The organism is Aquirufa novilacunae, assembly GCF_045310505.1.
Classification (GTDB): domain Bacteria; phylum Bacteroidota; class Bacteroidia; order Cytophagales; family Spirosomataceae; genus Aquirufa; species Aquirufa novilacunae.
On sequence record NZ_JBEWZG010000002.1, the window covers coordinates 63,136 to 85,408 of the forward strand.

Sequence of the window (22,273 nt, forward strand, 5' to 3'; positions counted from 1 at the left end):
ACCTATGCGCTATCTATTCTTGACTCTGATTGCTTTTAGTACGTTCGCACAGCAAAAGCCGATGCGTTTGTGGTACGATAAACCGGCTACCTATTTCGAAGAGGCGCTGGTGCTAGGGAATGGAAAACAGGGGGCGACTGTTTTTGGCGGTACGAAGAGCGATAAGATCTTTTTGAATGACCTGACTTTGTGGTCTGGGGAGCCGATGGACCCTTATATGAACAAGGAGGCGTATAAAAACTTGCCGGCGGTTCGCGAGGCTTTGCGCCTTGAGAATTATAAAGCGGCGGATTCTTTGGTCCGTAAAATTCAGGGTAAATTCTCAGAATCCTATGCCCCACTCGGTACTTTATACATCGATTTCAACCACGAAAATCCGACGGAATACCGCCGCGAATTGAGTCTAGATAAGGCGGTTTCGACGGTGCATTACCACGCGGGCACGAACGAAATTCGCAAGGAATACTTCTTCTCGCATCCAGATAACGTGTTCGTGATTCACTTAACGAGTAGGGAGAAAAAGGGTTTGAATTTCACGGTACAATTTAAATCGCTTTTGAAATATGCAACGAAATCAACCATCAATCACTTGCATGCAAAAGGAGTAGCGCCGGTTAGAGCGGATCCAAACTATGTGCGCAAACAAGGGAATCCAATTATGTTCGATGATTCAAAAGGGACACGTTTTGCTACCGATATTTTGATTCAATCGGCTGATGGAAAGGTAGTTAGAACCGACTCCACTTTACAGATGGCGGGCGGAACGGACGCGACGATTTTAGTGACGATGGCGACGAGTTTTAATGGTTTCGACAAGAGCCCATCGAAAGAGGGTTTGAACGAGGATGAGCTATCTGAAAAGCGTTTGCAGGCGGCCAGCTTTAAGGGAGCGGAGCAATTATTAGCGCGCCATTTAGCAGATTACCAGCCATATTTCAAGCGTGTAAACTTGAATTTACCGGCAGATAATGCACCGGAGTTGCCTACGGATGAGCGTTTACGACGTTATGCCAAAGGCGAGAAGGACAACTACCTCGAAACGCTATACTTCCAGTTTGGGCGTTATTTATTGATCTCTAGTTCGCGTACTCCGGGCGTCCCAGCCAACTTGCAAGGTTTATGGAATCCACACATTCGACCGCCTTGGTCGAGTAATTACACGATGAATATTAATGCCGAAGAGAATTATTGGCTGGCAGAAAATACAAATTTAAGCGAGATGCACTCTCCGTTTTTGGGCTTCTTGGAGAACCTAGAAAAGACGGGACGCATCACCGCGAAGACCTTTTATAATGCCCCAGGCTGGGTGGTTCACCACAATTCTGATATTTGGGCGATGTCGAATCCCGTGGGAGATTTCGGAAACGGCGATCCGAGCTGGGCCAACTGGCCAATGGGCGCGACTTGGGCTTCAACCCACTTGTGGGAGCATTATTTGTTCACACAAGACAAGAAATTCTTAGAGTCAAAAGCTTATCCTTTAATGCGCGGTGCGGCAGAATTCTGCCTGTATTGGCTAATTGAGGACAAAAATGGGCGCTTAATCACATCTCCATCAACCTCCCCAGAGAACAAATTCATCACGCCTACGGGCTACCAAGGAGCGACAGCCTACGGGGCGACGGCAGATTTGGCGATGATTCGCGAGTTGTTTTTGGACTTAATCGCAGCAGAAAAAATCCTGCAGAAAGATCCTGCCTTCCAAGCATCTTTAGAAAAGGCATTAGCCAAAATGCTTCCGTACCAAGTAGGCGCAAAAGGCAACTTGCAGGAATGGTATTTCGACTGGGAAGACACGGACCCAAAACACCGCCACCAATCCCATCTGTACGGTCTTTATCCAGGTACGCACGTAACGGTGGCGGAAACGCCAACGATTGCTGCGGCGGCGAAAAAAACCTTAGAGATCAAAGGAGACGAGACAACAGGCTGGTCTAAAGGCTGGAGAATTAACCTCTGGGCACGCCTTCGCGACGGAGATCACGCCTATAAAATGTACCGCGAACTCTTGAAATACGTAGAACCAGACGGCGTAAAAGTAAACTATGCTCGCGGCGGTGGCACCTACCCGAACTTGTTCGATGCACACCCTCCTTTCCAAATCGATGGGAACTTTGGTGGATCCGCAGCGGTAGCAGAAATGCTGGTTCAATCCACTCCGGAATTAATTGAAATACTCCCTGCTTTACCGGCTGCATGGGCATCAGAAGGCTCCGTTTCTGGCCTAAAAACCCGTGGTGGATTCGAGGTTTCAATGAGTTGGAAAGACGGCAAAGTGACGTCCTTGCACCTGAAAGGGCTAAAAGGCAGCACGGCGAAAGTAAAGGTGAACGGCGAGATTAAAAGTTTGTTGATAAAAACGGGAGAAGTTCACGTTTTGTGAAACCTTATACTACCTCAGGAACCAGCGAACTCACCCAATCCTGAAATAATTCCGACTCGATCTGCACGGCCACAGTGGCGTGTTTTTCCCAGTCTGGCCAGGTAGACTTTAGCTGAGAAATCATTTCCTCCAGGTGCCCTTCCTCTTCCACGATGATGGATTTCACTTGGACTTTCGATTTCGTTTCCGTGAGAATTTGCTGGTAAATCGGATACAATTCGTCCGCGCGTAATTCGATGGCATAGGTCACTAATAAATAGGCCGCCCATTTCACGTCATAGCCCGAAAGGCCTAAGTTTTTCTTTGCATATTGGCTGACACGCAGGTCTAACACATCTAAGTAGAAGCGAGATGAGCGTGGGTTAATCAAAAATGAATCGTCATAAGTCTCGAAACCGGACGGGACTAATTTGCTGATTTGCTTCTTCAAATAATAAGCGTGGCGATGCTCTTCAGCGGCGTGCTTTAGGATAATCAGGCTGACTTCTTTTTTGTGCTCAAATTTAGAAATCTTGCGCGCACCGGAATTTTCCATAAAGGAAAGGGTGTTCAAAAAACGGGCATGTGATTCTGGATTCGCCACCAGGTGGGCGATGGTATTAGCGGTATGCATGATTGACTTAGGCAAAATGTGTAGACAAAGATAGGTCAAAGACAAAATTTTTCTATCTTTAAACTCTAACAATTAAATCAACGAATGAAAAAAATCTACTCCTATTGGCTAGGGGCTCTGTTCCTTTTCTTGAGCAGCCCACTCATTGCCCAGGTGACTTTCCCCATTAATGATGTGGCGAGTCCGTCGAATGGTTATTATGCCTTCACGAATGCGACCATCGTGAAAGATGCGAAGACGACTTTACAGAAGGCGACTTTGGTCATTAAAAATGGCAAAATTGAATCTGTAGGGACGGCAATCGTTCCGAAGGACGCGGTGGTTATCGACTGCGGCGGCAAATACATTTACCCGTCTTTCATTGATCTTTACAGTGATTACGGCATGTCAGCGGTAGCAGCAGGTGGCGGCGGATTCCGTTCTCCATCGCAAATGATCTCAAACACAAAAGGCCCTTATTCCTGGAATCAGGCCATTAAATCGGAGGTTTCACACGCGAAATTGTTCGAGGTGAATGATGCGAAGGCGAAGGAATTGCGCAAGCTAGGCTTTGGAACAGTTTTAACGCACCAAATGGACGGTATCTCTCGTGGAACCGGCGTTTTCGTGAGTTTAGCGAAGGAAAGAGAAAATTTAGTGGTCTTGAAAGAGAAGGCATCGGCGCATTATTCCTTTAATAAAGGTTCCTCTACGCAGGATTATCCAGGTTCTTTAATGGGTTCGATTGCGCTTTTACGCCAAAACTTCTTAGACGCCGCTTGGTACAAATCGAAGCCGGCGAAAGAGGGGACGAATTTATCTTTGGCCTCCTTCAATGAGATTCAAACACTTCCTCAAATCTTCGAGGTAACAGATAAATGGTCTGCTTTAAGAGCGGATAAAATCGGTGATGAGTTTGGTGTTCAATACATTATCAAGGCGAGCGGTAACGAATACCAACGTATTGATGAGATGAAAGCGACGAATGCGAAATTCATTTTGCCTTTGGACTTCCCGCAAGCGATGGATTTAGAAGATCCGACAGACGCGCGTTTTGTGAACGTAGCGGACATGAAGCACTGGGAATTAGCGCCTACGAATCCAGCGACTTTTGAGAAAGCGGGTCTTTCGTTCGCTATCACAGCAAACGGATTAAAAGACGTGAGTAGTTTTATCCCAAACCTTCGCAAGGCCATTCAATATGGTTTGAGCGAGCAAAAGGCCTTAGAGGCGTTGACTTCAACTCCGGCTTCTATTTTAGGAGTGTCTGATTTAGTTGGAAGCCTGGATGCTGGTAAATTAGCGAACTTCGTGATTACGAACGGTCCGGTTTTCTCGGATAAAACAACGATTATCGAAAACTGGGTGCAAGGCGATGCGTATCCGATCGCGAAGGAGCAATGGAGCTCTTTGGCAGGAAAATATGACTTACAAGTAGGCGCAAACAAAGCGACTTTAAGTATCTCAGGCGAGCCAGGAGGATATAAAGTGCAGATTTTAGCGAAAGACACGACGTCTGTAGATTTCTCCCAAAAAGAATCCTTAATCAACATCAGCTTCGCTTCGAAAGCGGACAAAGGCAAGCGCACACGCTTGAGCGGTACCTTCGCAAACGCGACTTTCACTGGAACAGGACAATTAGCGAACGGTGATTGGGTTTCTTGGAAAGCAACGGCATCTGCGGCGGCTGATACAGCTTCGAAGAAAACAGCGAAGAAAGAGGATAAATTGGAGGTAGGTTCAGTGATCTATCCTTTTGCGGCGTATGGAACTTCAAAACCAGCAACAGCAGAAACAATTTTGATTAAGAATGCGACGGTTTGGACAAATGAAAAATCCGGCGTTTTAAAGAATAGCGACGTCTTATTAAAGAATGGTAAAATCGCTGCGATCGGCAAAGGATTGAAAGATCCAGCTGCTCGTGTGATCGACGGAACGGGCAAGCACGTGACGGCGGGTATCATCGACGAGCACTCGCACGTAGCGGGTACAGGCGGGATTAACGAATGTTCACAATCGGTGACGGCTGAAGTACGAATCCAAGACGTGATCGATCCAGATGACGTGGATATCTACCGTCAATTAAGTGGTGGTGTGACGTCTAGCCACATCTTGCACGGTTCTTGTAACACGATCGGTGGCCAAACGCAATTACTAAAGTTCCGTTGGGGCGCTAACGCTGAGGGTATGAAGTTTGAGAATTGGGATCCGTTCATCAAATTCGCATTGGGCGAGAACGTAAAACGTTCTTGGAATACGTCGAATCCTCGTTTCCCAGATACAAGAATGGGTGTGGAACAGGTGTTAATGGATGCCTTTACACGTGCGAGAGACTATGAAAAACAAGGTCCTGGTAAGCGTATAGATTTAGAATTAGAGACTCTGGTCGAAATCTTAAACCACAAGCGTTTCATCACGTGTCACTCGTATGTACAGAGCGAGATTAACGCGATGATGAAGGTGGCGGATCATTTTGGATTCACTGTAAATACCTTCACACACATCTTAGAGGGCTATAAAGTGGCTGATATCATGGCGAAACACGGTGCAAATGCATCAACGTTTTCGGACTGGTGGACGTATAAAATGGAGGTGACGGATGCGATTCCACAGAATGCGTACTTGATGCAAAAGACGGGTGTGAACGTGGCGATCAATTCGGATGATGCGGAAATGGCGCGTCGTTTGAATCAAGAAGCAGCTAAATCCGTGAAATACGCAGGTATGTCAGAGGAAGAGGCGTTGAAAATGGTGACGTTGAATCCTGCCAAAATGTTACACGTCGCTGACCGTGTCGGTTCAATCAAGGAAGGTAAGGATGCAGATATCGTGGTTTGGTCAGACAATCCATTATCGATCTATGCAAAATCTGAACACACAATTGTAGACGGTGCGGTAGTATTCGATCGCGCGGCGGACCTAGTTCGTCAAGCAGAATTGAAGGCAGAGAAGCAGCGTTTGGTTCAGAAGATGATCGGTGCCAAAAAAGGCGGTGCATCGACTCGCCCAGCTACTCCATCTTACCGCGCAGAAAACGAGTGCGAAGAGGATCACCACCACGGAAACAGCATTTGGGACCGTATTTCGAACCGTTGGGCAAACACTGAAAACTAGAAAATAAGATGAAAAAACAGATCATATATACACTCTTCTTAGCTATCAGCGGTTTCTCTGCGGTAGCACAAGAAAATATGCACCCCTCTCCTGCCCAAAGCAAGACCATCGTCATTTCTGGCGGTACAATCCACGTGGGTAATGGTAGCATCATTGAGAACGGCACGGTCGTGATCGAGAAAGGCAAAATCAAAAGCGTTTCAGCTACTTCTGCTTCAATTACAGGAGATGTAGAACGCGTAGATGCGACGGGAAAACACGTTTATCCAGGCTTAATCGCGCCTAACTCGAGCTTAGGTTTAGTAGAATTCGCTTCTACGAAGTCGACTGTTGACATTGAGGAACTAGGTGAAATGAATCCGAACATTCGTTCAATCGTAGCCTACAACACGGATTCCAAAATCATCAATACCGTTCGTTCGAATGGTGTTTTATTAGCGCAAATCACGCCGCAAGGTGGGATGATCCCCGGTTCTTCTAGCGTCGTGCAATTAGATGCGTGGAACTGGCAAGATGCCGCTTACGCGATGGATAACGGCATTCACTTCAAGATGCCGGCTTTGATTAATCGTCCGGCGGCATTTCAAAGAAGAGGAGCGAATGCAGATCCAGTGGCGGCGGGTTTGGCGCGCCTCGAAGAGGCGCGGTCCTTTTTTAAAGAGGCGAAAGCGTATTTGAACGAGAAGACGCATACAAGTACGAACTTGAAGTTCGAAGCTACAAGAGGTCTTTTTGATGGTAGCAAACCCTTTTTCGTGCATTGCGATCTTGTGAAGGAAATGTTAGCGGCGATTAATTTTGCCAAAGAATTCAACTTCAAACTCGTTCTCGTAGGAGCTACCGACAGCTGGATGATTGCGGATATTTTGAAGGAGAATAACGTGGCGGTGATTTTGGGAGAAATCCATAGCCTGCCAGCCTCCGAAGATGATGCCGTAGATCAACCGTATAAGACGCCAGGCATGTTACAAAAAGCCGGTGTTTTATTCTCGATGGGCTTCGAAGGCGGAGACGGAAACTGGCGCCAACGCGACCTTCCCTTCCACGCTGGTACCATGGCCGCTTACGGTGTGACAAAGGAAGAAGCTTTATCAGCGATTACCTTAAACGCAGCGAAAATCTTAGGAATTGCGGATCGCACAGGAAGTATCGAAGCAGGTAAAGATGCGAACATCGTGATCAGCACCGGAGATATTTTGGACATGCGTTCAAGCGTCTTAACGAACGCCTATATTCAAGGTCGCGCGTTGAACTTAGATAACAAACACTCGCAGTTATTTGAGCGTTATAAATACAAGTACAACGTAAAATAATTTGAATTAAAGTTTAGTACAAAAAGTCCTCAAAAGCCGATTTTGTCTTTTGAGGACTTTTTTATATACTCTCATTGCGCATCATTATCAGTGTTTTTATAATCTTCTGTGATATAGTGGATTAAGTTTTGTTTTTGAATTAATTCTCTGAATATTATCAAAAATATCACTGTAACCACTAATAATTATGAAAACCAAACTCGTCTTTTCAACCGTTCTGATCAAGTCCCGCTTAACTTTACGGATGACACAATCACAGGTAGCTTCCGCCGTAGGAGTTTCCCAAAGCGCCTACAATTATTGGGAATCCGGAAAACATTATCCGAACGCCACGAAGATCTACCTCCTCATTAAAGTCTTGAAGATTCCCATAGAGGATGTTTTCTCCGCCTAAAAAATTCTTACCTTTGGGGGGATGATTCGCCTCAGCATTTTAATCTTTTTGACATTCATTGCGTGCACCAGCTCCCCGGAGCCGGCGACCCATTTCTACGATTGGAAAAAAGAGCTGAACCAGCTTTCCTCATCCCCCCTTTCGGTAAAAAAGACCGTCACTCTCGACGGCACCACCGAAGTCATTGACTCCGTTCAGCTAGATTTGAAGAAAGAATGGGCCCTTTTTGAGGAAGCGGACCTAAACAAACCTGCTTACGCCCTCAGTTACACGGATGAATCCACCCCAGGCCTAATCCAATACACCCTAAAAAAAGGCGAAAATCTTCCTGTTCGTTCCTTTAAAATAGCCCTGGACTCTGCAGGCCGCCCATCACAGGTAGACTTTGAGATTTCCTTTGAGAATTTAATTTATATTACGTCCAAAAAACTATCGATGCACCTCATCTCCGGTCGCGTCGTTTCCTACACCATTTCTGGATCTCAAGCTCTTCGCTGGTTTTCGTCTCCTACTCGGTATACGGTTAGTGGGGTTGCGCTCTAGCGCTGCGCTGCGCGAAGTCGTGATCGCTGCGCGAAGTCGTGACTTCATCACTTAGTCATCGCTGTGCTGCGCGAAGTCGTGACTTCGTCACTTAGTCATCGCTACGCGATTTAGTCGTCACTGCGTGACTTAGTCGCTGCTTCGCCGCTTAGTCGACTCCGGCTTAGTGTCTTTCCGGCTTAGTCTCATTTGAGATTAGAGAGTAGAGAGCATAGAGAATGGGGTAATGCAAACCTGCTGCCAATACCATACTGGCCGTGAAATGACTGAAACGGCATAATGTTAAAATAGCGGCGAGGTATGCAAAGGCGTTTTCAGCTTTTGACACAATCTGTCAATACCTGAAAATCGAGTTTATCAATTTGTCCAGTTATTCACAAAACCGCTTTTAACAGAGCTTAACACTGGATACTCTTGCTATTGACACATTCTGTCAATACGCCAAAATCGTTTCTACAGCTCTCGAAGATTTACAAAATCCGACTGCAAGCTGGCGCAAGGTTTGAAAACAACAGGTTCAAGTCGTAAAGGAGCAAAGAAGGCGTGGAGAAAAACATCGAAAATATTCGTATTTTTAAGGCATGATTTTACGGACAGAGAATTTAGTCAAGAAATACGGGCAGCGATTAGTGAATGATCACATTTCGTACCAGGTGGCGCAAGGGGAAATTGTGGGACTTTTGGGGCCAAATGGTGCCGGGAAGACCACTTCCTTCTATATCGCAACGGGATTGGTGAAGCCGAATGAGGGGAAAGTGTATTTAGATGATTTGGACGTAACAGACTTACCTATGTACAAGCGCGCGCGTTTGGGCATCGGGTATTTAGCGCAGGAAGCATCCGTATTCCGGACTTTAAGCGTGGAGGAAAATATACAGGCGGTGTTAGAAATGACGGATTTGTCCAAAGCCGCCCAAAAAGAAAAGGTCGAAAGCTTGCTCGAAGAGTTCTCCTTGACGCATGTGCGCAAGAGTTTGGGGCAGGTGCTTTCAGGTGGAGAGCGTAGAAGAACCGAAATCGCAAGGGCGCTAGCGGTAGATCCCAAATTCATCTTGTTAGATGAGCCGTTTGCAGGGGTCGATCCGATTGCGGTGGAGGAGATTCAAACAATCGTATCGAAGTTGAAGTTTAGAAATATCGGCATCTTGATTACGGATCATAATGTGGATGAGACTTTGTCGATTACTGACAGGGCTTATTTGCTTTTTGAGGGAAAGATTTTGAAGGCTGGTACGCCGAGAGAATTAGCGGATGACGAACAAGTTCGTCGTTTGTATTTAGGTAAAAACTTTAAGTTGAGAGAAAATAAATAGATGAAAAAGGAGACAATTGCGGTACATGGGAGTCATTTGAAGGATGAGACGGCGGGGTCGATTGCGGCGCCGGTGTTTTTGACGACGACTTTTGAACGGGCTTTGGACGGTACTTACCCAAAAGGCCACATGTATTCTCGCAACTCCAACCCTAATCGCACGGCCCTTGAAAAAGGCCTAGCGGCCTTAGAAGGAGCGTCGCGAGGCTTCGCCTTCGGCTCAGGCCTCGCCGCCGTCAACGCCGTTTTCCAATGTCTTCAATCCGGTGATCACATCCTAATGCCCGAAGTAGGCTATTACGCCTCTTACAAACTAGCGGAAGAAATTCTAGGCCCCTGGGGTTTAGAGGTAACGCAAGTGGACATGACGGATTTAGCGAAAGTCGAAAAGGCGATTCAAAAGAACACAAAACTGATCTGGGCAGAAACTCCTGCGAATCCGATGCTTTGTTTAACAGACATCGCTGGCCTAGCGAAGATAGCGCAGAAAAACGGTCTGAAATTAGGCGTAGACAATACCCTAGCGACTCCTATTATCCAAAATCCCATCGCCCTTGGTGCAGACTTCGTGATGCACGCGACGACGAAGTATATTGGCGGACACTCCGATATTATGGGTGGTGCGGTGCTCGTAAAAGAAGATGATGAGTGGGCGAAACGTATCGAGCGAGTGCAGATATTGATGGGGGCGACCCCTAATCCGCTGGATTGTTATTTACTAGCGAGAGGTTTGAAGACTTTGCCGTTGAGAATGAGAGAGCATAGTGCGACGGCTTTGGAACTAGCCAAACGTTTAGAAAAGCATCCAAAGGTAGAAAAAGTACATTACCCGGGTTTAGAGTCCCATCCACAATACGATCTTGCGAAAGAACAAATGAAACAAGGTTTCAGTGGTATGATTGCGCTGCAGGTGAAGGCGGGTGAAACGGAAACGCGTGATATGGCTGGCAAATTGCAGCTATTTCAACAGGCGACGAGTTTAGGTGGGGTGGAATCTTTAGTAGAGCACCGCAGATCCATCGAAGGACCGCAAAGTACGACACCGGGAAACTTGTTGCGTTTCTCGATTGGACTCGAACATGTGGATGATTTATGGGCAGACTTAGATCAAGCCCTGAATACTATTTAGAGAGGTCCTTCTCTAATTTCACTTCAATTTCTTTATCGATTCCTTTCAATTCGACACGCTGACGTTTGTATCCAGACTTCGAAATGGAAAGAAAATTGTATTGTTTCTCGTCGATCTTAATTTCTACGGGAGTCTTCCCTACGAAATAGCCGTTTAATATAACCTCTGCTCCAGCAGGGTCAGTTTTAACCGTTATCGTCTTTGTAGCAGGAGCCACAAATGAACTTAAAGCACTGATTAACAATACGATAAAGAAATTTTTCATGTAGGCTATGATTTAAGAAATCAAAACTACCGAAAAATAAACGAAATTGTATCCTGAGAGTTAAAAATATCTAGTTGCTGATAATTGCAGTTGGGTATTTAAGAAGACTTTGTCGACGACCCATTGGTAATTTCGAATGAGCGCGAAATTAAGTCGAGCGGAATAAGCCATTTTCTTCACACGGCGTTGGTAATATCCGCCAAAATTAACGTCCACCCATTTGGAATCATACACTTTAAACGCATCGTAATAATAGTCCATGTTATGGGCATAGCGCTCGATCGTAAAACCGGAGATGGTGGAAGGGCGAACGAAGGCGACATCGAAGGTTTGGAGATTAGAACCGGGACCAATGCCAGCACCTAAAACCTGGCCTTCATTCGTATAACCATGGCGCACAAAATCGTGGCGGTACCAAGGTCCATTATTGCGGACTAAGCGATCAGCGGTCATTTCCATCGAAGTATTCTCGAAGGTAAACCGCACGTATCGACCCGGAGATTGCAAGAAAACCTTGCGCATCCCAAACAAATAGGCCCTCGAATGTTCCAGCGATAAATACCAATCGATCAAACTGTTTTTGTAATCATTCCAGCCGATTTCGCCGTAGATTTCAAGCTGCGAAGCAGGAAATACCCAGCGAGCAGAAAAGGAAGCGAGCTGATCGCGTCGCTTTTCATCCTCTAGCGGAACACGCTTCTTCTCGAAAGGCAAAATAAAGGGGAAGACATCCGTTAAACCCGATCCCATATCCGAGATATACAAATGGAAGGAGCGCGAGAAACCGAGAAATAAACCCGGAATCCAGCGCGGCTGGTAATTAAAGGTGAGGGCAGAAATGTAGCGGGCATCTGCGATTTTAGGTTCTAAATAATTGACTCCGTTCACCACATAGTCTGCTGGAATGGGTTGAACACCAGAACCTTCGAGGCGACCGCCAATGATTTGAAATTCGAAAGATCCTAAAAAGGTTTTTAACGGTTTTACGCTGTTAAATGTACCATGCAGGAATCCTGGGGCATTGTTTGACATTAATAAAGAGTTCCTGAAACCGGGACCCCACCAGAGGTTTTCGGTGGAAATGCCTACTGAAACGGAGCGGGAGGAGAGGCGGAGGGCACTTTGGCCTAAACGAAAACGGGAATAAGAGCTCGTCCCAAAACGCTCCGGAATATCCGTGCTATTCCACAAAACCAGCATGGGTGCCCGGTAAGCGCCTTGCAAGGAGAAGGTCTCAAAGTCTCGGTTTTCAGCGTAGACAAATTCCGGTTTTACTTGTAGACTGAGGGCCTTGTGCTGGAGAAAAAAACCGGCCATTAAATAAGTTTGTAGCCCCGCCGCCGGGATCATCGCGCCGTCATTCCAGCCCATCGGCACATCGGAATTATACGAAGTCAGGACAGTGGCGGGCAGCAGGTGGGAAATGGTGGTATCCGAAACGGGCCGTATAGTAAACGATTTGTAAGCCCCAGAGATCAATTGTTGGTTGCGAAAACGCTCTTCCGAAAAATCATTCATCCCCACCGGAATCGTCTGGGCGTAGATTTGGATGGTCAAAAAGAAAAAAAAGATCCGTTTAAGCATGGACAAATTTAGGGAGGATTGGGCGCAATGTTGTAAATTTGAGTGATAAAGATTTCTATGAACAAAAAGTCCAATCGTTTTGCGCTGATTCGCTATGTGAACGATGCCCTCGTGGTGTTCGCGGCATATTTGGTGGCGCTTTGGAACACAGGACATCTCGATCAGTGGAATCCAGCCTTTGGATTGTTGGCATTAGTACTTTGGTATTTTGTCTCGTCTTTTTCCAAATTATACGCAGATAGACGCTCCAATAAGTTCGCCGAGGAGATCATCTTCATTATCTACCATCTGATTTTATTCACCATTTTGCTCAGCTCTAGTCTCTTCTTTTTGAAGCCGACCGGTGCCTACGATTTCAGCTTTTTCGTGTATTTCATCGGTGCAAATTTCCTGTTTGCAGCCGTAACGAAGTATATTTTGCGTAAAAACCGCCACGCCGCGTTCTACCAAGGGCGCATGAATGATGTAGTTTTATTAGTGGGTGCAACCGCGGCGGCGAAAAACTTCTTTGAGACCGTTCAGAAATACTATTATTACGGCTATAAAGTGGAGGGCATCATTGATGACGAAATGAATAATATCCAAGGTTGTGATTATTTAGGTAAAATCAGCCAGCTGGATTTGATTCTGAAGTCGCGTTATATCGACGAGGTGGTGATTGCCCTGCCTACGGACGAATATTCGACGATTCAGCGCTGCATCAGCATTTGTGATTATTACCGGACCAAAGTCCGTATCCTTCCCGATTTCAAGCAATATTCTACTTCGTCTGTCAGCATTCAGACCATCGGTCAAGTGCCCGTGATGAATGTGGGGCGCTTGCCACTAGACCGTATTGAAAACCGTATTTTAAAGCGCATTTTCGATGTGGCTTTTTCGGTATTGTTCTTCTGTACTTTCGGGTTGATTTTGTTTCCGATTATCGCCTTGTTGATTAAGTTGACGTCCAAAGGGCCAGTGATCTTCAAACAAGAACGTTGGGGCTTAAATAACGAGACCTTGATTTGTTATAAGTTCCGGACGATGGTGCAGGAAAGTGAGGACGTGGATGAAGACGGGAATTACCAGCAGGCGCATAAAGATGACCCACGCATCACGCGTATTGGGGCTTTCTTACGGAAGACAAACTTAGATGAGATTCCGCAGTTTTGGAATGTGTTGATGGGCGATATGTCTGTCGTAGGACCTCGTCCACACCCGACGCCGCTGAACATCGAATCGATGAATACGGTGGATAATTATATGTTACGCCACATTGTTTTGCCGGGAATTAGCGGCTGGGCGCAAGTAAACGGCTGTCGCGGGGAAACGCGTACGACGGAGGACATGCAGGAACGTGTGGACTTTGATTTGAGTTATATTCACCGCTGGTCGTTTTGGTTAGATTGCCAAATCATCCTCCAGACGGTCATCAACTTCTTTAGAGGCGACCAGAACGCTTACTAAGTTTTTGTTGAATGATGAGCGGAATGAACACCGGCGCCTCCACGAAATAGCGTTTGAACATCCGCTTAGGCTCCTGCAAGAAGCGATAGAACCATTCCAAACCGGCCTTCTGCATCCAAACGGGAGCTCTTTTGATCATTCCCGCGGCCACTTCGAAGGCTCCTCCGATTCCGATGGCTAGATGCGTATCTAATTTTGATAGATTATCCGCAATCCAAATATCTTGTTTCGGCGCCGTCAGACTCACCAATAAAATATCCGGTTTCACTGCATTGATCGCCTGAATCATCTGCTCATTTTCATCCTCTGAAAAGACCGCTCTGAAAGGCGGCACGAAGGTTCCCACGATTTGTACATCTGGGTGCTTCGCCTCCATCACTTGCTGTAGCGTTTCTGCCACACCCGGCGAAGCGCCGAGCAAAAAGATGGAGAAATCGTTCTTTAAGGCAAACGGAAATATCCTTGGCAATACATCCAACCCCGTAATCCGCTGCTTAATAGGCGTTCCGAGGAACTCGGAGGCCCATTTCACCGGGACTCCATCGCAAAGAACATACTCCGCGTTCTTGTAGATGGTTTGAACGCGCGCTGCCGCGCGCGCCGCCAAAATAGAATTCACCGGAGTAATACAGACCTGCGCTTTTTGGCCCTGCTGAATCACAGCCTCCCAATCGCTGAACAATTCATCCATCGTCAGCGAGGAAACGGGGGTACCCAGAATATCAATCCTATTATGCTTCATTCGGTGCGGCATCTGGTCCCTGAAAGAAATCCCCTAAAAAATACAAGCCCACCCAGGTCCAGAATGGGAAAGCGCCCATGGGTCCTTCTAAGAACACATCGAAGCTTCCATTCAACCAAAAAGTGAATAATATGCAAGAAATCATCAGCTGCTGATCATTCAGCTGCCGCTTAAACATAGGCTTAAACAAACACAAAAGCCAATAGACCCACAACATGAACAGCGGCCAACCGAAACGCGCTAAAATGGTCAAATTAAAATTATGCGGCGACCGCAAATCCTCAATCTCCGTCACCACCTCATCACTCTCCGCCAGACTCATCCCTAAACCCTTGCCCTGCGCCGCATATTCCGGCGTGACACTGTAATCGATGATATTCGCCCACCACACTAATCGCCAAAACTTATTTTCATCTAAGGTTGAATCCTTACTCACCCCAAAAATCGAGCCCACATTCTCCACTAATTGCTCCATTCCCACCTTTCGGCCTTGGAAGTTTTCCTTCACCTTGATAGACGCATACAATGGCAACACAATCAGCAAGATGATAGGCAAATAACGCGCGTATTGTTTGAGCAAAACCCGCATCTCCTCGCGCTTCGTATAGAACACAAAAAGGCCTAAACTAATCAAATAAGCGAGCATTCCTGAGCGAGAATAGGCCGTTATTATCAATAAATTCAACAGAATCGCTACGGCTAGTGTCACCTGAAAACGAATCGATCGATGGTTTAAATACAACATCAAAACCAACGAAGAAATCAATAAATGCACCCCCATATCGCCGTACTTATAAAGGGCGAAGGGCACAGAACCGAAAAGAATGAAGTTCTCGAAAAATTCTGAGAAGTTTTGGAGGTAAAAATTCAACAAGGCGAAAAACGGGAACCACGTATAGATCTTGATGATATACTCCCACATTTGCGCGCGCAGATCCTTGAATAAAAACACGAAAAAGGCGAACCAAGCATATTGGATCACAAAAGAGTCGCGAATCACATCAAACAGGGCATAAGAACGCAATCCCCAGCCGATATAGCCTACCGTAACCGCCAGAAAAAAGGCCAAAATCTTCGTCCGCTTATCCCACCCAAAAGCATAGGATTTACGCGTTAAAAACAGGACGATGAATCCACCAGCCCACAAAGCCTCCGCCAAAAAACTGTAAGCAATCCCCTTGTTGAAGAACACATAGAGTGCCATCACGAAGAAATACGCCTGCAAATACAGCTTCTTAACGGCGTCCATTGATTTGGTATTTTAAAGAAACCTGCCATTGCTGGTTCATGTAATCCGACTTCGTGGATGATTCTGACCAATCTGCGATGTTATCTTCGATGCGCACCCACATATAATTATTCACTGCGGTGTGCAGATATGAACCACCTAAAAGCAAGTTCTTGGTGATTCCGATTTGGGCTTCGATGCCGGCCATCAAGTTCACCCAATAGCGATTTGCATGACCACTACCGAAATATTGGTACACGTAAAAGTCGTTATTACGAGCAAAGCGCTCAAGATTAAGACGGATTAAGCTTCTACCGCGATGGAGGCTTAGATAAACACTTTGACTGTTTGAACCTGGACCGATAGAGGCCCCTAGCATTTTGGCATTCTGAGTATAGCCTTGACGCACTTCCGTACTCGTGTACCAGCTGTTATGTAATGGCCCGCCACCCACGTTGTTATTATCTATTACTAAACCGGGATCCATCAACTGCAATTGCGTGAATTCGATGCCTAGCTGTAAATATGATTTCTTCTTTTTGCCCAAAGGAAATAACTTCCGTCCCCCTATCACAAACCCTGTCTTCGTGGAATCCCCAAAGAAACTGGCCGGCCCAACTAACTTATCCGGTTGGCCCAGTTCTGCATAAAATTCTGCATGATCCTTAGGCAAAGCAAAGCGGAAAAGGAAAGCCCCTAATTGCATTTTAGGATTCTCTACAAATGGCTTGCCCGGTTTCGGGTCTTCGTTTTCAAAATAGTTTTGCTGTGCAAAAGAATAGCCTAAGTAGAAATTAGGCACCCACTTCGGTTGCCAATTCACGATAAAAGCCTTCAGCATACGTACTGAATTGTTCTTATTTTCTATTCCGCCCGCCCAGATTGGTCGAAAATTCTTGTCTTCTGGTGAAAGCATGGTCGGATTTTCTAACATCCCGATAAGTCCCTTACCCTCGAATGTTCCGATGGGAGTGTGGACAGGCTTCCGGTTTTGGACAAAATAATGTAGGAAACCAGAGGCCTCATTCGTCATCATTAAGCTGTTTCTAAATCCAGGGCCCCACCAATTATTCTCTGTCGATACGCCTGTAACGACATTCCCAAACTTCATAGCGATACGAGATTGACCAGGGAAAAATGTTTTCAGAGGCTCATACCCAAAGTACCGGTATTGATCAATGTTATTATTAATGAGGAAAAAGATTCTTGTCCAATAGTTACCATCCTGCGGACTTCCTGCAAAAGGAACACTAGGCGAATTCTCTGCCAACACCCACTCTGGCTGTAGGTTTACATCGAGGAATTTCCAAGAGAAATGAACCCCTAGGCTCCAGCGACGCTGAAACCCAATGGAAGGATACATTGTTCCCTGGTTAAATCCTAAAGGCATCAGGCTATTATTCTGTAAGGTGTGACGTAATGAAATACTTTGGATTTTAAACTTATCGCTAGAAACCGTTTCCAGTTCCTGGAGCGCCGAAGTCGAGCGAATCAGAAACGATTGATTCGCATACTTAGCTGAATCCATGTTCATTAATTGCGCATTTCGGTGTAGATCCTGCAGACTAATATCATCCAATAAAGTCGTCTGAGCGAAAACCGTGCAAGAGAACAATAAGAGTCCTAGAACGTACTTTACCATAAGAAAATCGTATTAATGAAGGCGTATAGATTCGATTTTGAACGATCCTTTTCCCATAAATAGTTGCTGGAGTTTACCCACTTCAGATCTCCGGTAAACAATAATTTTTTATAGCGATATCCTCCTTGCAAACCAAAAGCGTAATCATCCCATTTAACTAAACGTGTCCTGACTGCCGATTGACCAGTTTCTAACATCGGATTTTGTGCCACATGTTGAAAAGTTATGCCAAGTTTCTTCCATCCTTGATTCCAGCTTACCCCCATCGTCTGAACATTATTACCATGGCCTGCACCTGCGCCTAGAATTTGATTATTATTGGTAAATCCTTCTGTAACTTGACTATGTTCATACCAATTCCCTGCACTACGCATTAAATAAGATGGACTCTGAGCCATCTTAGTCGCTTCACCAAAAATCTCAATAAAAGTTCGACTATTCAACGGATGAAGTTTCTTAAATCCCACTACCCAAGCCGCCGAATGCGCCATATCTAACCACAAATCACGCAAATTTTGTTTCGCATCATTGTATCCAAATTCAGCATAAATTTCTGCATGATTCTTCGGCATTAACCAGCGGGTGGAAATACTCAAAATCTGATCTTTACTCAGCGTATCGTCATTATAATCGTTCTTGAACAAATTATTTAAAACGGGTAAATAGGTATTCATAAATCGAGCACCTGGCTTATCTACCTCGTAGTTTTGGAATGATCTGGAAACTGAGAAAAACACGTTCTTCATAAACCTAGGCTGGTAGGTCAGAATCAGACCATTGTATTGGCGATTTTTAGGCCTGCCAGAAAGGTCTCTACGTTTAAGCGCAGCATTCTCATCACCTTGCAAGGAATCCCGAGTCATCCGCCCTAAAATTAATTGAAATTCAAAAGATCCGACGGGCGTCTTCAATGGACGTGTTGTATTCAAACTATAATGTAAGAACCCTGCTGCATTATTCGTCATCAATAAAGAAGAATAATGTCCTGGACCCCACCAAAGATTTTGGTTCGAAACACCAACTGAAATTCCACCAGCCTCTAAACGAGCAGAAGATTGTCCTAGGCTAATACGATCTAAAGAGGGATTCACTTGTCCCCATGCTCCACTTGTTTCATATTCTGCCGATCCAGTATGTACATATTCAGGTTTATATTGAATATGAAGAATACTAAATCGAGCATAAATACCGGCACTTGCTTGCATTTGATAACCATTCGAAAAAGACATCGCCTGGTCATTCCAGCCATAAGGACGTGAGGTATTTAGTTTTTGGGTCAAAGAAGCAGGCAATAAAATGGCTTGAAATAAACCTTTCTTATAGCTCTTGATGGAGTCGTTAGCAGAAGGATCGATTAATCGATACAGATCTTGCATACTTTGATTTCCCGTAGAATAAAAGGGGCGTGCAAGCATCGACTGATTTGCCTCTACCTTCCCTAAAAGTTGAAGATTGCGCACTTGCTCATCAATGTCAGAGAATCCGACAGGAATAGCGTTTTGGGCGCTAGCAGAAGTGGCTAGAAGAAAAAATACACAGCAAAGTGAAAAGAAAAACTTCATAAACAAAGTTAGGAATTCTTCCTAACTAAGTTCACATAATGCTTGAACAATTGAATGAGGTTTTTAAACTCTTGACCTATTCCGGCAGATCCAAAATGGATGGGTAAAACGTGTTTGTACTTTCGATGAACATGCAAAATCGCACTCAACCACCCTTGATGTAAATTACCCAGCGAATAATGCTCTACTACGATTTCTGGAATGACGGCTACCTTGTATCCTTTTTCCTGAACAGCTAAGGATATGTCCAAATCGTACCCGTGGAAACCTGTTAAAGTCTGATCAAAATGCGCCCCTGATTCTTTATGCAATGCCATGAACACGCCATCAATTATAGCGACTTCAACTATCTTTTCAGATCCAAAACCTTGATTTTGGTCTTCTTTACTCCCATTAGGTTTGTGTTGAATAACTCGAATTACCTTATCCTCTTCAGGGCAATCCCACCAAGCTGATGGAATGAACGTTTTAGATTTTGAACCAGCTATTCCTACTAAGCCCAATTGACTATTTTTCTTGAAATGACTTACGAGAATAGCCCCCCAGTTTTTAGTATGAAAGAGGATATCTTCGTGTACAAATAAGCAAATGGGATGTTGGGATAAAGCTAGCCCTTCCTCATAGGCTTGAGTGATGGAAGCCCTATCAGTAATTATCTGCAAATCATATGGACAACCAATAGTCTCGGCTATGTTTGAGACTAACTGATCACGCAAGTTTTTTTGCTTCGAACAAATTACGATAGAGATCATACTAGTCTTTTTGAAGGCGGTCCATCAATCTCCTTACCTGTGATTGGTAGGTATTTTCAGGTAAAATAAACAACTGCAACACCACAAACCAAGCCAGCGAAAATACCGCTATCACTAACAAACGCAATAAAAGCGTAGGCACGAAGAGTTTAAACAAGAACACGATTCCTAGGTACGGAATCAATCCCGCTAATTGTTGAAAGAACACCAGCGAATAATTCGAAAGCGAGATTTCCTTTCTCGTAAAGAAGATAAATGCCGTACAAACGGCTAATTCCGTTACCAAAATGGTAATCGCGGCACCAATTTCCTGTTGCGAAGGCACTAATAAGAAGGCCAAAACGATACTAATAAACATCCCGATCAAAGCAGAAATAAGGATCGATTTATCTTTGCCCACGGCACTAAGGATTTGGAAGCCAAAAATCCCCGACATACTAATAATCAAGATCAGCGGTGCCGTGATTTGTAAGGGCAATATGGCACGATCAAATGCCGTTCCGAGCAAAATATGAATGATCTCCGGCGCACAGGTGATGATTCCCACGACCAAAGGCATCGCTAGACTCACGAGCACATAAAAACATTGCTTCACTAGCAACACGAAGGCCTCTTTCTCCCCCTTGTGGTATAAACTCACTAAGCCTGGGAACATCGCCACCGAAATGGCACTTAACACCCCGATGAATAGTCGATTCAATTTCAGGGCAGAAGAGTAATAGCCCACGCTCTCATTGTTCGCTAAAAAGCCCAATAATATCGTATCCAAGGAGAAATACACCGAGATAGTGAAGATGGTTAAGAACAACAGCGCCATCGGCTTCAGGTGTTTTTTCAGTTCTAGGCTTTTCAAAGAGAAGTCAGAGAAATCCAATAATTCCCACAAGCGTTTACCATTAAGCGCTGCTAAAATAACAGCTAATCCCACCTGCATCCGGAAATAATTCACGTAATCGTTCGTGTTCCTAATGAACAAAAACACCGCAGCGATGAAGCAGAGGCGGATAACAAGGGAACGAAGTGCGATGAATTTGAATTGATTCATCCCGGAAAAGAACCACTCTAATTGGAAGACTTGCAAGATAAAATAGGCCAAAGCCCATTGGAATAGCGATTTCTCCGCAGCTAATTGTGGTAAAACGAAGATAAACACGAGGAAAATCACGCTTAAAAGCAGCGTTCCCAGGGAATTGATGATGAATATTTCGGTGGCCGTTTTCGTCAGCTGAACGCGGTCTGAGGCAACCTTAGCCACTTCACGAACTCCGTAAATAGGGATGCCAAGTGCGGCTAAGAGAACGAAGTATTTTGCGAAACTTTCCGCAAAATTTAATACCCCCACGTGTTCTGGACCTAGGGTTCTAGCCAAATAAGGGAACGTTATCAGCGGGAATAAAACCTGCGAAATCGCTAGCAACACATTATAAAGGACATTTTTCCGGGTCTCCATTAGCGGTAACTGGCGTCTACAATCAGTTTATACAAGTTGCGAAGCATCCGGGGAATGCGTTGAATTTTATAGGCCAAAGGCACCCCGTGCACATAACGTCTATCCAATACATGGAAATGGAATTCCGAGTCAAAAAGCTCCGGTCTTTCCGCGGCCATGGCACGGCAAACACCTTGCACATAGCGAATTTCCTCTAAGTTCGTCTTCCCGTTTGAAAACACCCGGTTATCCGTTCTAATCGGACGCGCATGCTTTAATTGGACGCCATGTACCACCGCTGTCTTCGTCTTTCCGATTAAGCGTTGAATTGTAGGAATCAAATAGACATCTAATCCTGTTCCGGAAATTGAATGCTTGAAATACGGCCCTGCAGCCTTAAAAACGGCCTCGCTATAAAATGGAGACATAATCTCTACCCACCAAGTATCTTGAACCAAGTAACCCGGCTTGTGTAAAAACTGGCGCAGGTTATAATAAGAATCGTGATTTAAGCTGGGCTGAAAAACATCTAATTTTTCTAAAGCAGCTATGAAAAATAGCTTGTTCAGGTCTGATACGGAGATGATTTGGTCATCATCTAGAAACCCTATGTAGGTTAAAGGAGTAGACTGTAAAGAGGCGTAGATATTTTGCATCACATCTCCCTTGCACTCTGATTTCTGCGAAATATAGTGTTTGACAGGCATCGGAGCCTCATCTATTGCGCCACTGTAATCGTAGAGCAACCAATCGAAAGCCGGCTCCGCATCGAAATGGATGTGGTCCATGGGGCTGGATTTCCCGTCCCAGGTAATGGCTACGATAGAAGCTGGTTGACTCATA

General features: G+C 45.2%; 18 protein-coding genes. 8 read left to right on the top strand and 10 right to left on the bottom strand.

What is annotated here, in order from left to right; translation table 11 throughout:
- The first annotated feature begins 4 nt into the window (after window positions 1-4).
- Entirely contained in the window at window positions 5-2,383 is a 2,379-nt protein-coding gene (locus V7S74_RS05425) for a glycoside hydrolase family 95 protein (protein WP_406777755.1), read from the top strand.
- 4 nt (window positions 2,384-2,387) lie between these two features.
- Here the strand turns inward: V7S74_RS05425 and V7S74_RS05430 are convergent, their stop codons facing one another.
- Window positions 2,388-2,996 (bottom strand): hypothetical protein, encoded by a 609-nt coding sequence (locus tag V7S74_RS05430; RefSeq protein WP_406777756.1) that lies wholly within the window; start codon window positions 2,994-2,996, stop codon window positions 2,388-2,390.
- Between the two features lie 84 nt (window positions 2,997-3,080).
- On the opposite strand from V7S74_RS05430, the gene V7S74_RS05435 reads away from it, so the two are divergent.
- The 6 genes from V7S74_RS05435 to V7S74_RS05460 all read left to right on the top strand — a co-directional run bounded on the left by V7S74_RS05435 (window position 3,081) and on the right by V7S74_RS05460 (window position 10,780).
- Window positions 3,081-6,089, top strand: coding sequence for an amidohydrolase family protein (locus V7S74_RS05435; protein WP_406777757.1), 3,009 nt, complete (start codon window positions 3,081-3,083; stop codon window positions 6,087-6,089).
- 8 nt (window positions 6,090-6,097) lie between these two features.
- Window positions 6,098-7,402: an amidohydrolase family protein gene (locus V7S74_RS05440; protein WP_406777758.1), complete on the top strand. Its 1,305-nt coding sequence runs from the start codon at window positions 6,098-6,100 to the stop codon at window positions 7,400-7,402.
- Between the two features lie 187 nt (window positions 7,403-7,589).
- Complete coding sequence (locus V7S74_RS05445) at window positions 7,590-7,796, top strand: helix-turn-helix transcriptional regulator (protein ID WP_395616666.1); 207 nt, start codon at window positions 7,590-7,592, stop codon at window positions 7,794-7,796.
- A 21-nt stretch (window positions 7,797-7,817) separates the two neighbouring features.
- Window positions 7,818-8,339 (top strand): hypothetical protein, encoded by a 522-nt coding sequence (locus V7S74_RS05450; protein WP_406777759.1) that lies wholly within the window; start codon window positions 7,818-7,820, stop codon window positions 8,337-8,339.
- Window positions 8,340-8,920: 581 nt separating this feature from the next.
- Complete coding sequence (gene lptB, locus V7S74_RS05455) at window positions 8,921-9,652, top strand: LPS export ABC transporter ATP-binding protein (RefSeq protein ID WP_406777760.1); 732 nt, start codon at window positions 8,921-8,923, stop codon at window positions 9,650-9,652.
- The gene (locus V7S74_RS05460) at window positions 9,653-10,780 is read left to right on the top strand and encodes a trans-sulfuration enzyme family protein (protein ID WP_406777761.1); all 1,128 of its coding nucleotides are present in this window, start codon (window positions 9,653-9,655) and stop codon (window positions 10,778-10,780) included. It begins immediately after the preceding gene.
- Here the strand turns inward: V7S74_RS05460 and V7S74_RS05465 are convergent.
- Together V7S74_RS05465 and V7S74_RS05470 are read right to left on the bottom strand one after the other, a co-directional pair.
- Window positions 10,773-11,045: a PEGA domain-containing protein gene (locus tag V7S74_RS05465; protein WP_406777762.1), complete on the bottom strand. Its 273-nt coding sequence runs from the start codon at window positions 11,043-11,045 to the stop codon at window positions 10,773-10,775. The genes V7S74_RS05460 and V7S74_RS05465 overlap by 8 nt on opposite strands.
- Window positions 11,046-11,105: 60 nt before the next feature.
- Window positions 11,106-12,629 carry a capsule assembly Wzi family protein gene (locus V7S74_RS05470; RefSeq protein WP_406777763.1) on the bottom strand — a complete coding sequence of 508 codons (1,524 nt, stop codon included), beginning with the start codon at window positions 12,627-12,629 and terminating at the stop codon, window positions 11,106-11,108.
- A 57-nt stretch (window positions 12,630-12,686) separates the two neighbouring features.
- Between V7S74_RS05470 and V7S74_RS05475 the strand changes: the two genes are divergently transcribed.
- Entirely contained in the window at window positions 12,687-14,075 is a 1,389-nt protein-coding gene (locus V7S74_RS05475) for an undecaprenyl-phosphate glucose phosphotransferase (protein WP_406777764.1), read from the top strand.
- Here the strand turns inward: V7S74_RS05475 and V7S74_RS05480 are convergent.
- Genes V7S74_RS05480 through V7S74_RS05510 form a run of 7 tightly spaced genes read right to left on the bottom strand, consistent with a single transcriptional unit; the run spans window position 14,050 to window position 22,272 of the window.
- Window positions 14,050-14,817: a WecB/TagA/CpsF family glycosyltransferase gene (locus tag V7S74_RS05480; RefSeq protein ID WP_406777765.1), complete on the bottom strand. Its 768-nt coding sequence runs from the start codon at window positions 14,815-14,817 to the stop codon at window positions 14,050-14,052. The two genes, V7S74_RS05475 and V7S74_RS05480, sit on opposite strands and share 26 nt — an antisense overlap.
- On the bottom strand, window positions 14,807-16,066 hold the full coding sequence (locus V7S74_RS05485; protein WP_406777766.1) for an O-antigen ligase family protein: 1,260 nt from the start codon (window positions 16,064-16,066) through the stop codon (window positions 14,807-14,809). The genes V7S74_RS05480 and V7S74_RS05485 overlap by 11 nt, the downstream gene beginning before the upstream one ends.
- Window positions 16,053-17,687, bottom strand: a complete 1,635-nt coding sequence (locus V7S74_RS05490) for a hypothetical protein (protein ID WP_406777767.1) — start codon at window positions 17,685-17,687, stop codon at window positions 16,053-16,055. Before V7S74_RS05490 ends, V7S74_RS05485 begins: the two co-directional genes overlap by 14 nt.
- A complete protein-coding gene (locus tag V7S74_RS05495; RefSeq protein ID WP_406777768.1) occupies window positions 17,681-19,249 on the bottom strand; it encodes a capsule assembly Wzi family protein in 1,569 nt (522 codons plus the stop codon). Before V7S74_RS05495 ends, V7S74_RS05490 begins: the two co-directional genes overlap by 7 nt.
- Window positions 19,250-19,257: 8 nt before the next feature.
- The gene (locus V7S74_RS05500; RefSeq protein WP_406777769.1) at window positions 19,258-20,001 is read right to left on the bottom strand and encodes a glycosyltransferase; all 744 of its coding nucleotides are present in this window, start codon (window positions 19,999-20,001) and stop codon (window positions 19,258-19,260) included.
- Between the two features lies 1 nt (window position 20,002).
- Window positions 20,003-21,451, bottom strand: coding sequence for a flippase (locus tag V7S74_RS05505; RefSeq protein ID WP_406777770.1), 1,449 nt, complete (start codon window positions 21,449-21,451; stop codon window positions 20,003-20,005).
- On the bottom strand, window positions 21,451-22,272 hold the full coding sequence (locus V7S74_RS05510; protein WP_406777771.1) for a hypothetical protein: 822 nt from the start codon (window positions 22,270-22,272) through the stop codon (window positions 21,451-21,453). The genes V7S74_RS05505 and V7S74_RS05510 overlap by 1 nt, the downstream gene beginning before the upstream one ends.
- Window position 22,273: the final 1 nt, after the last annotated feature.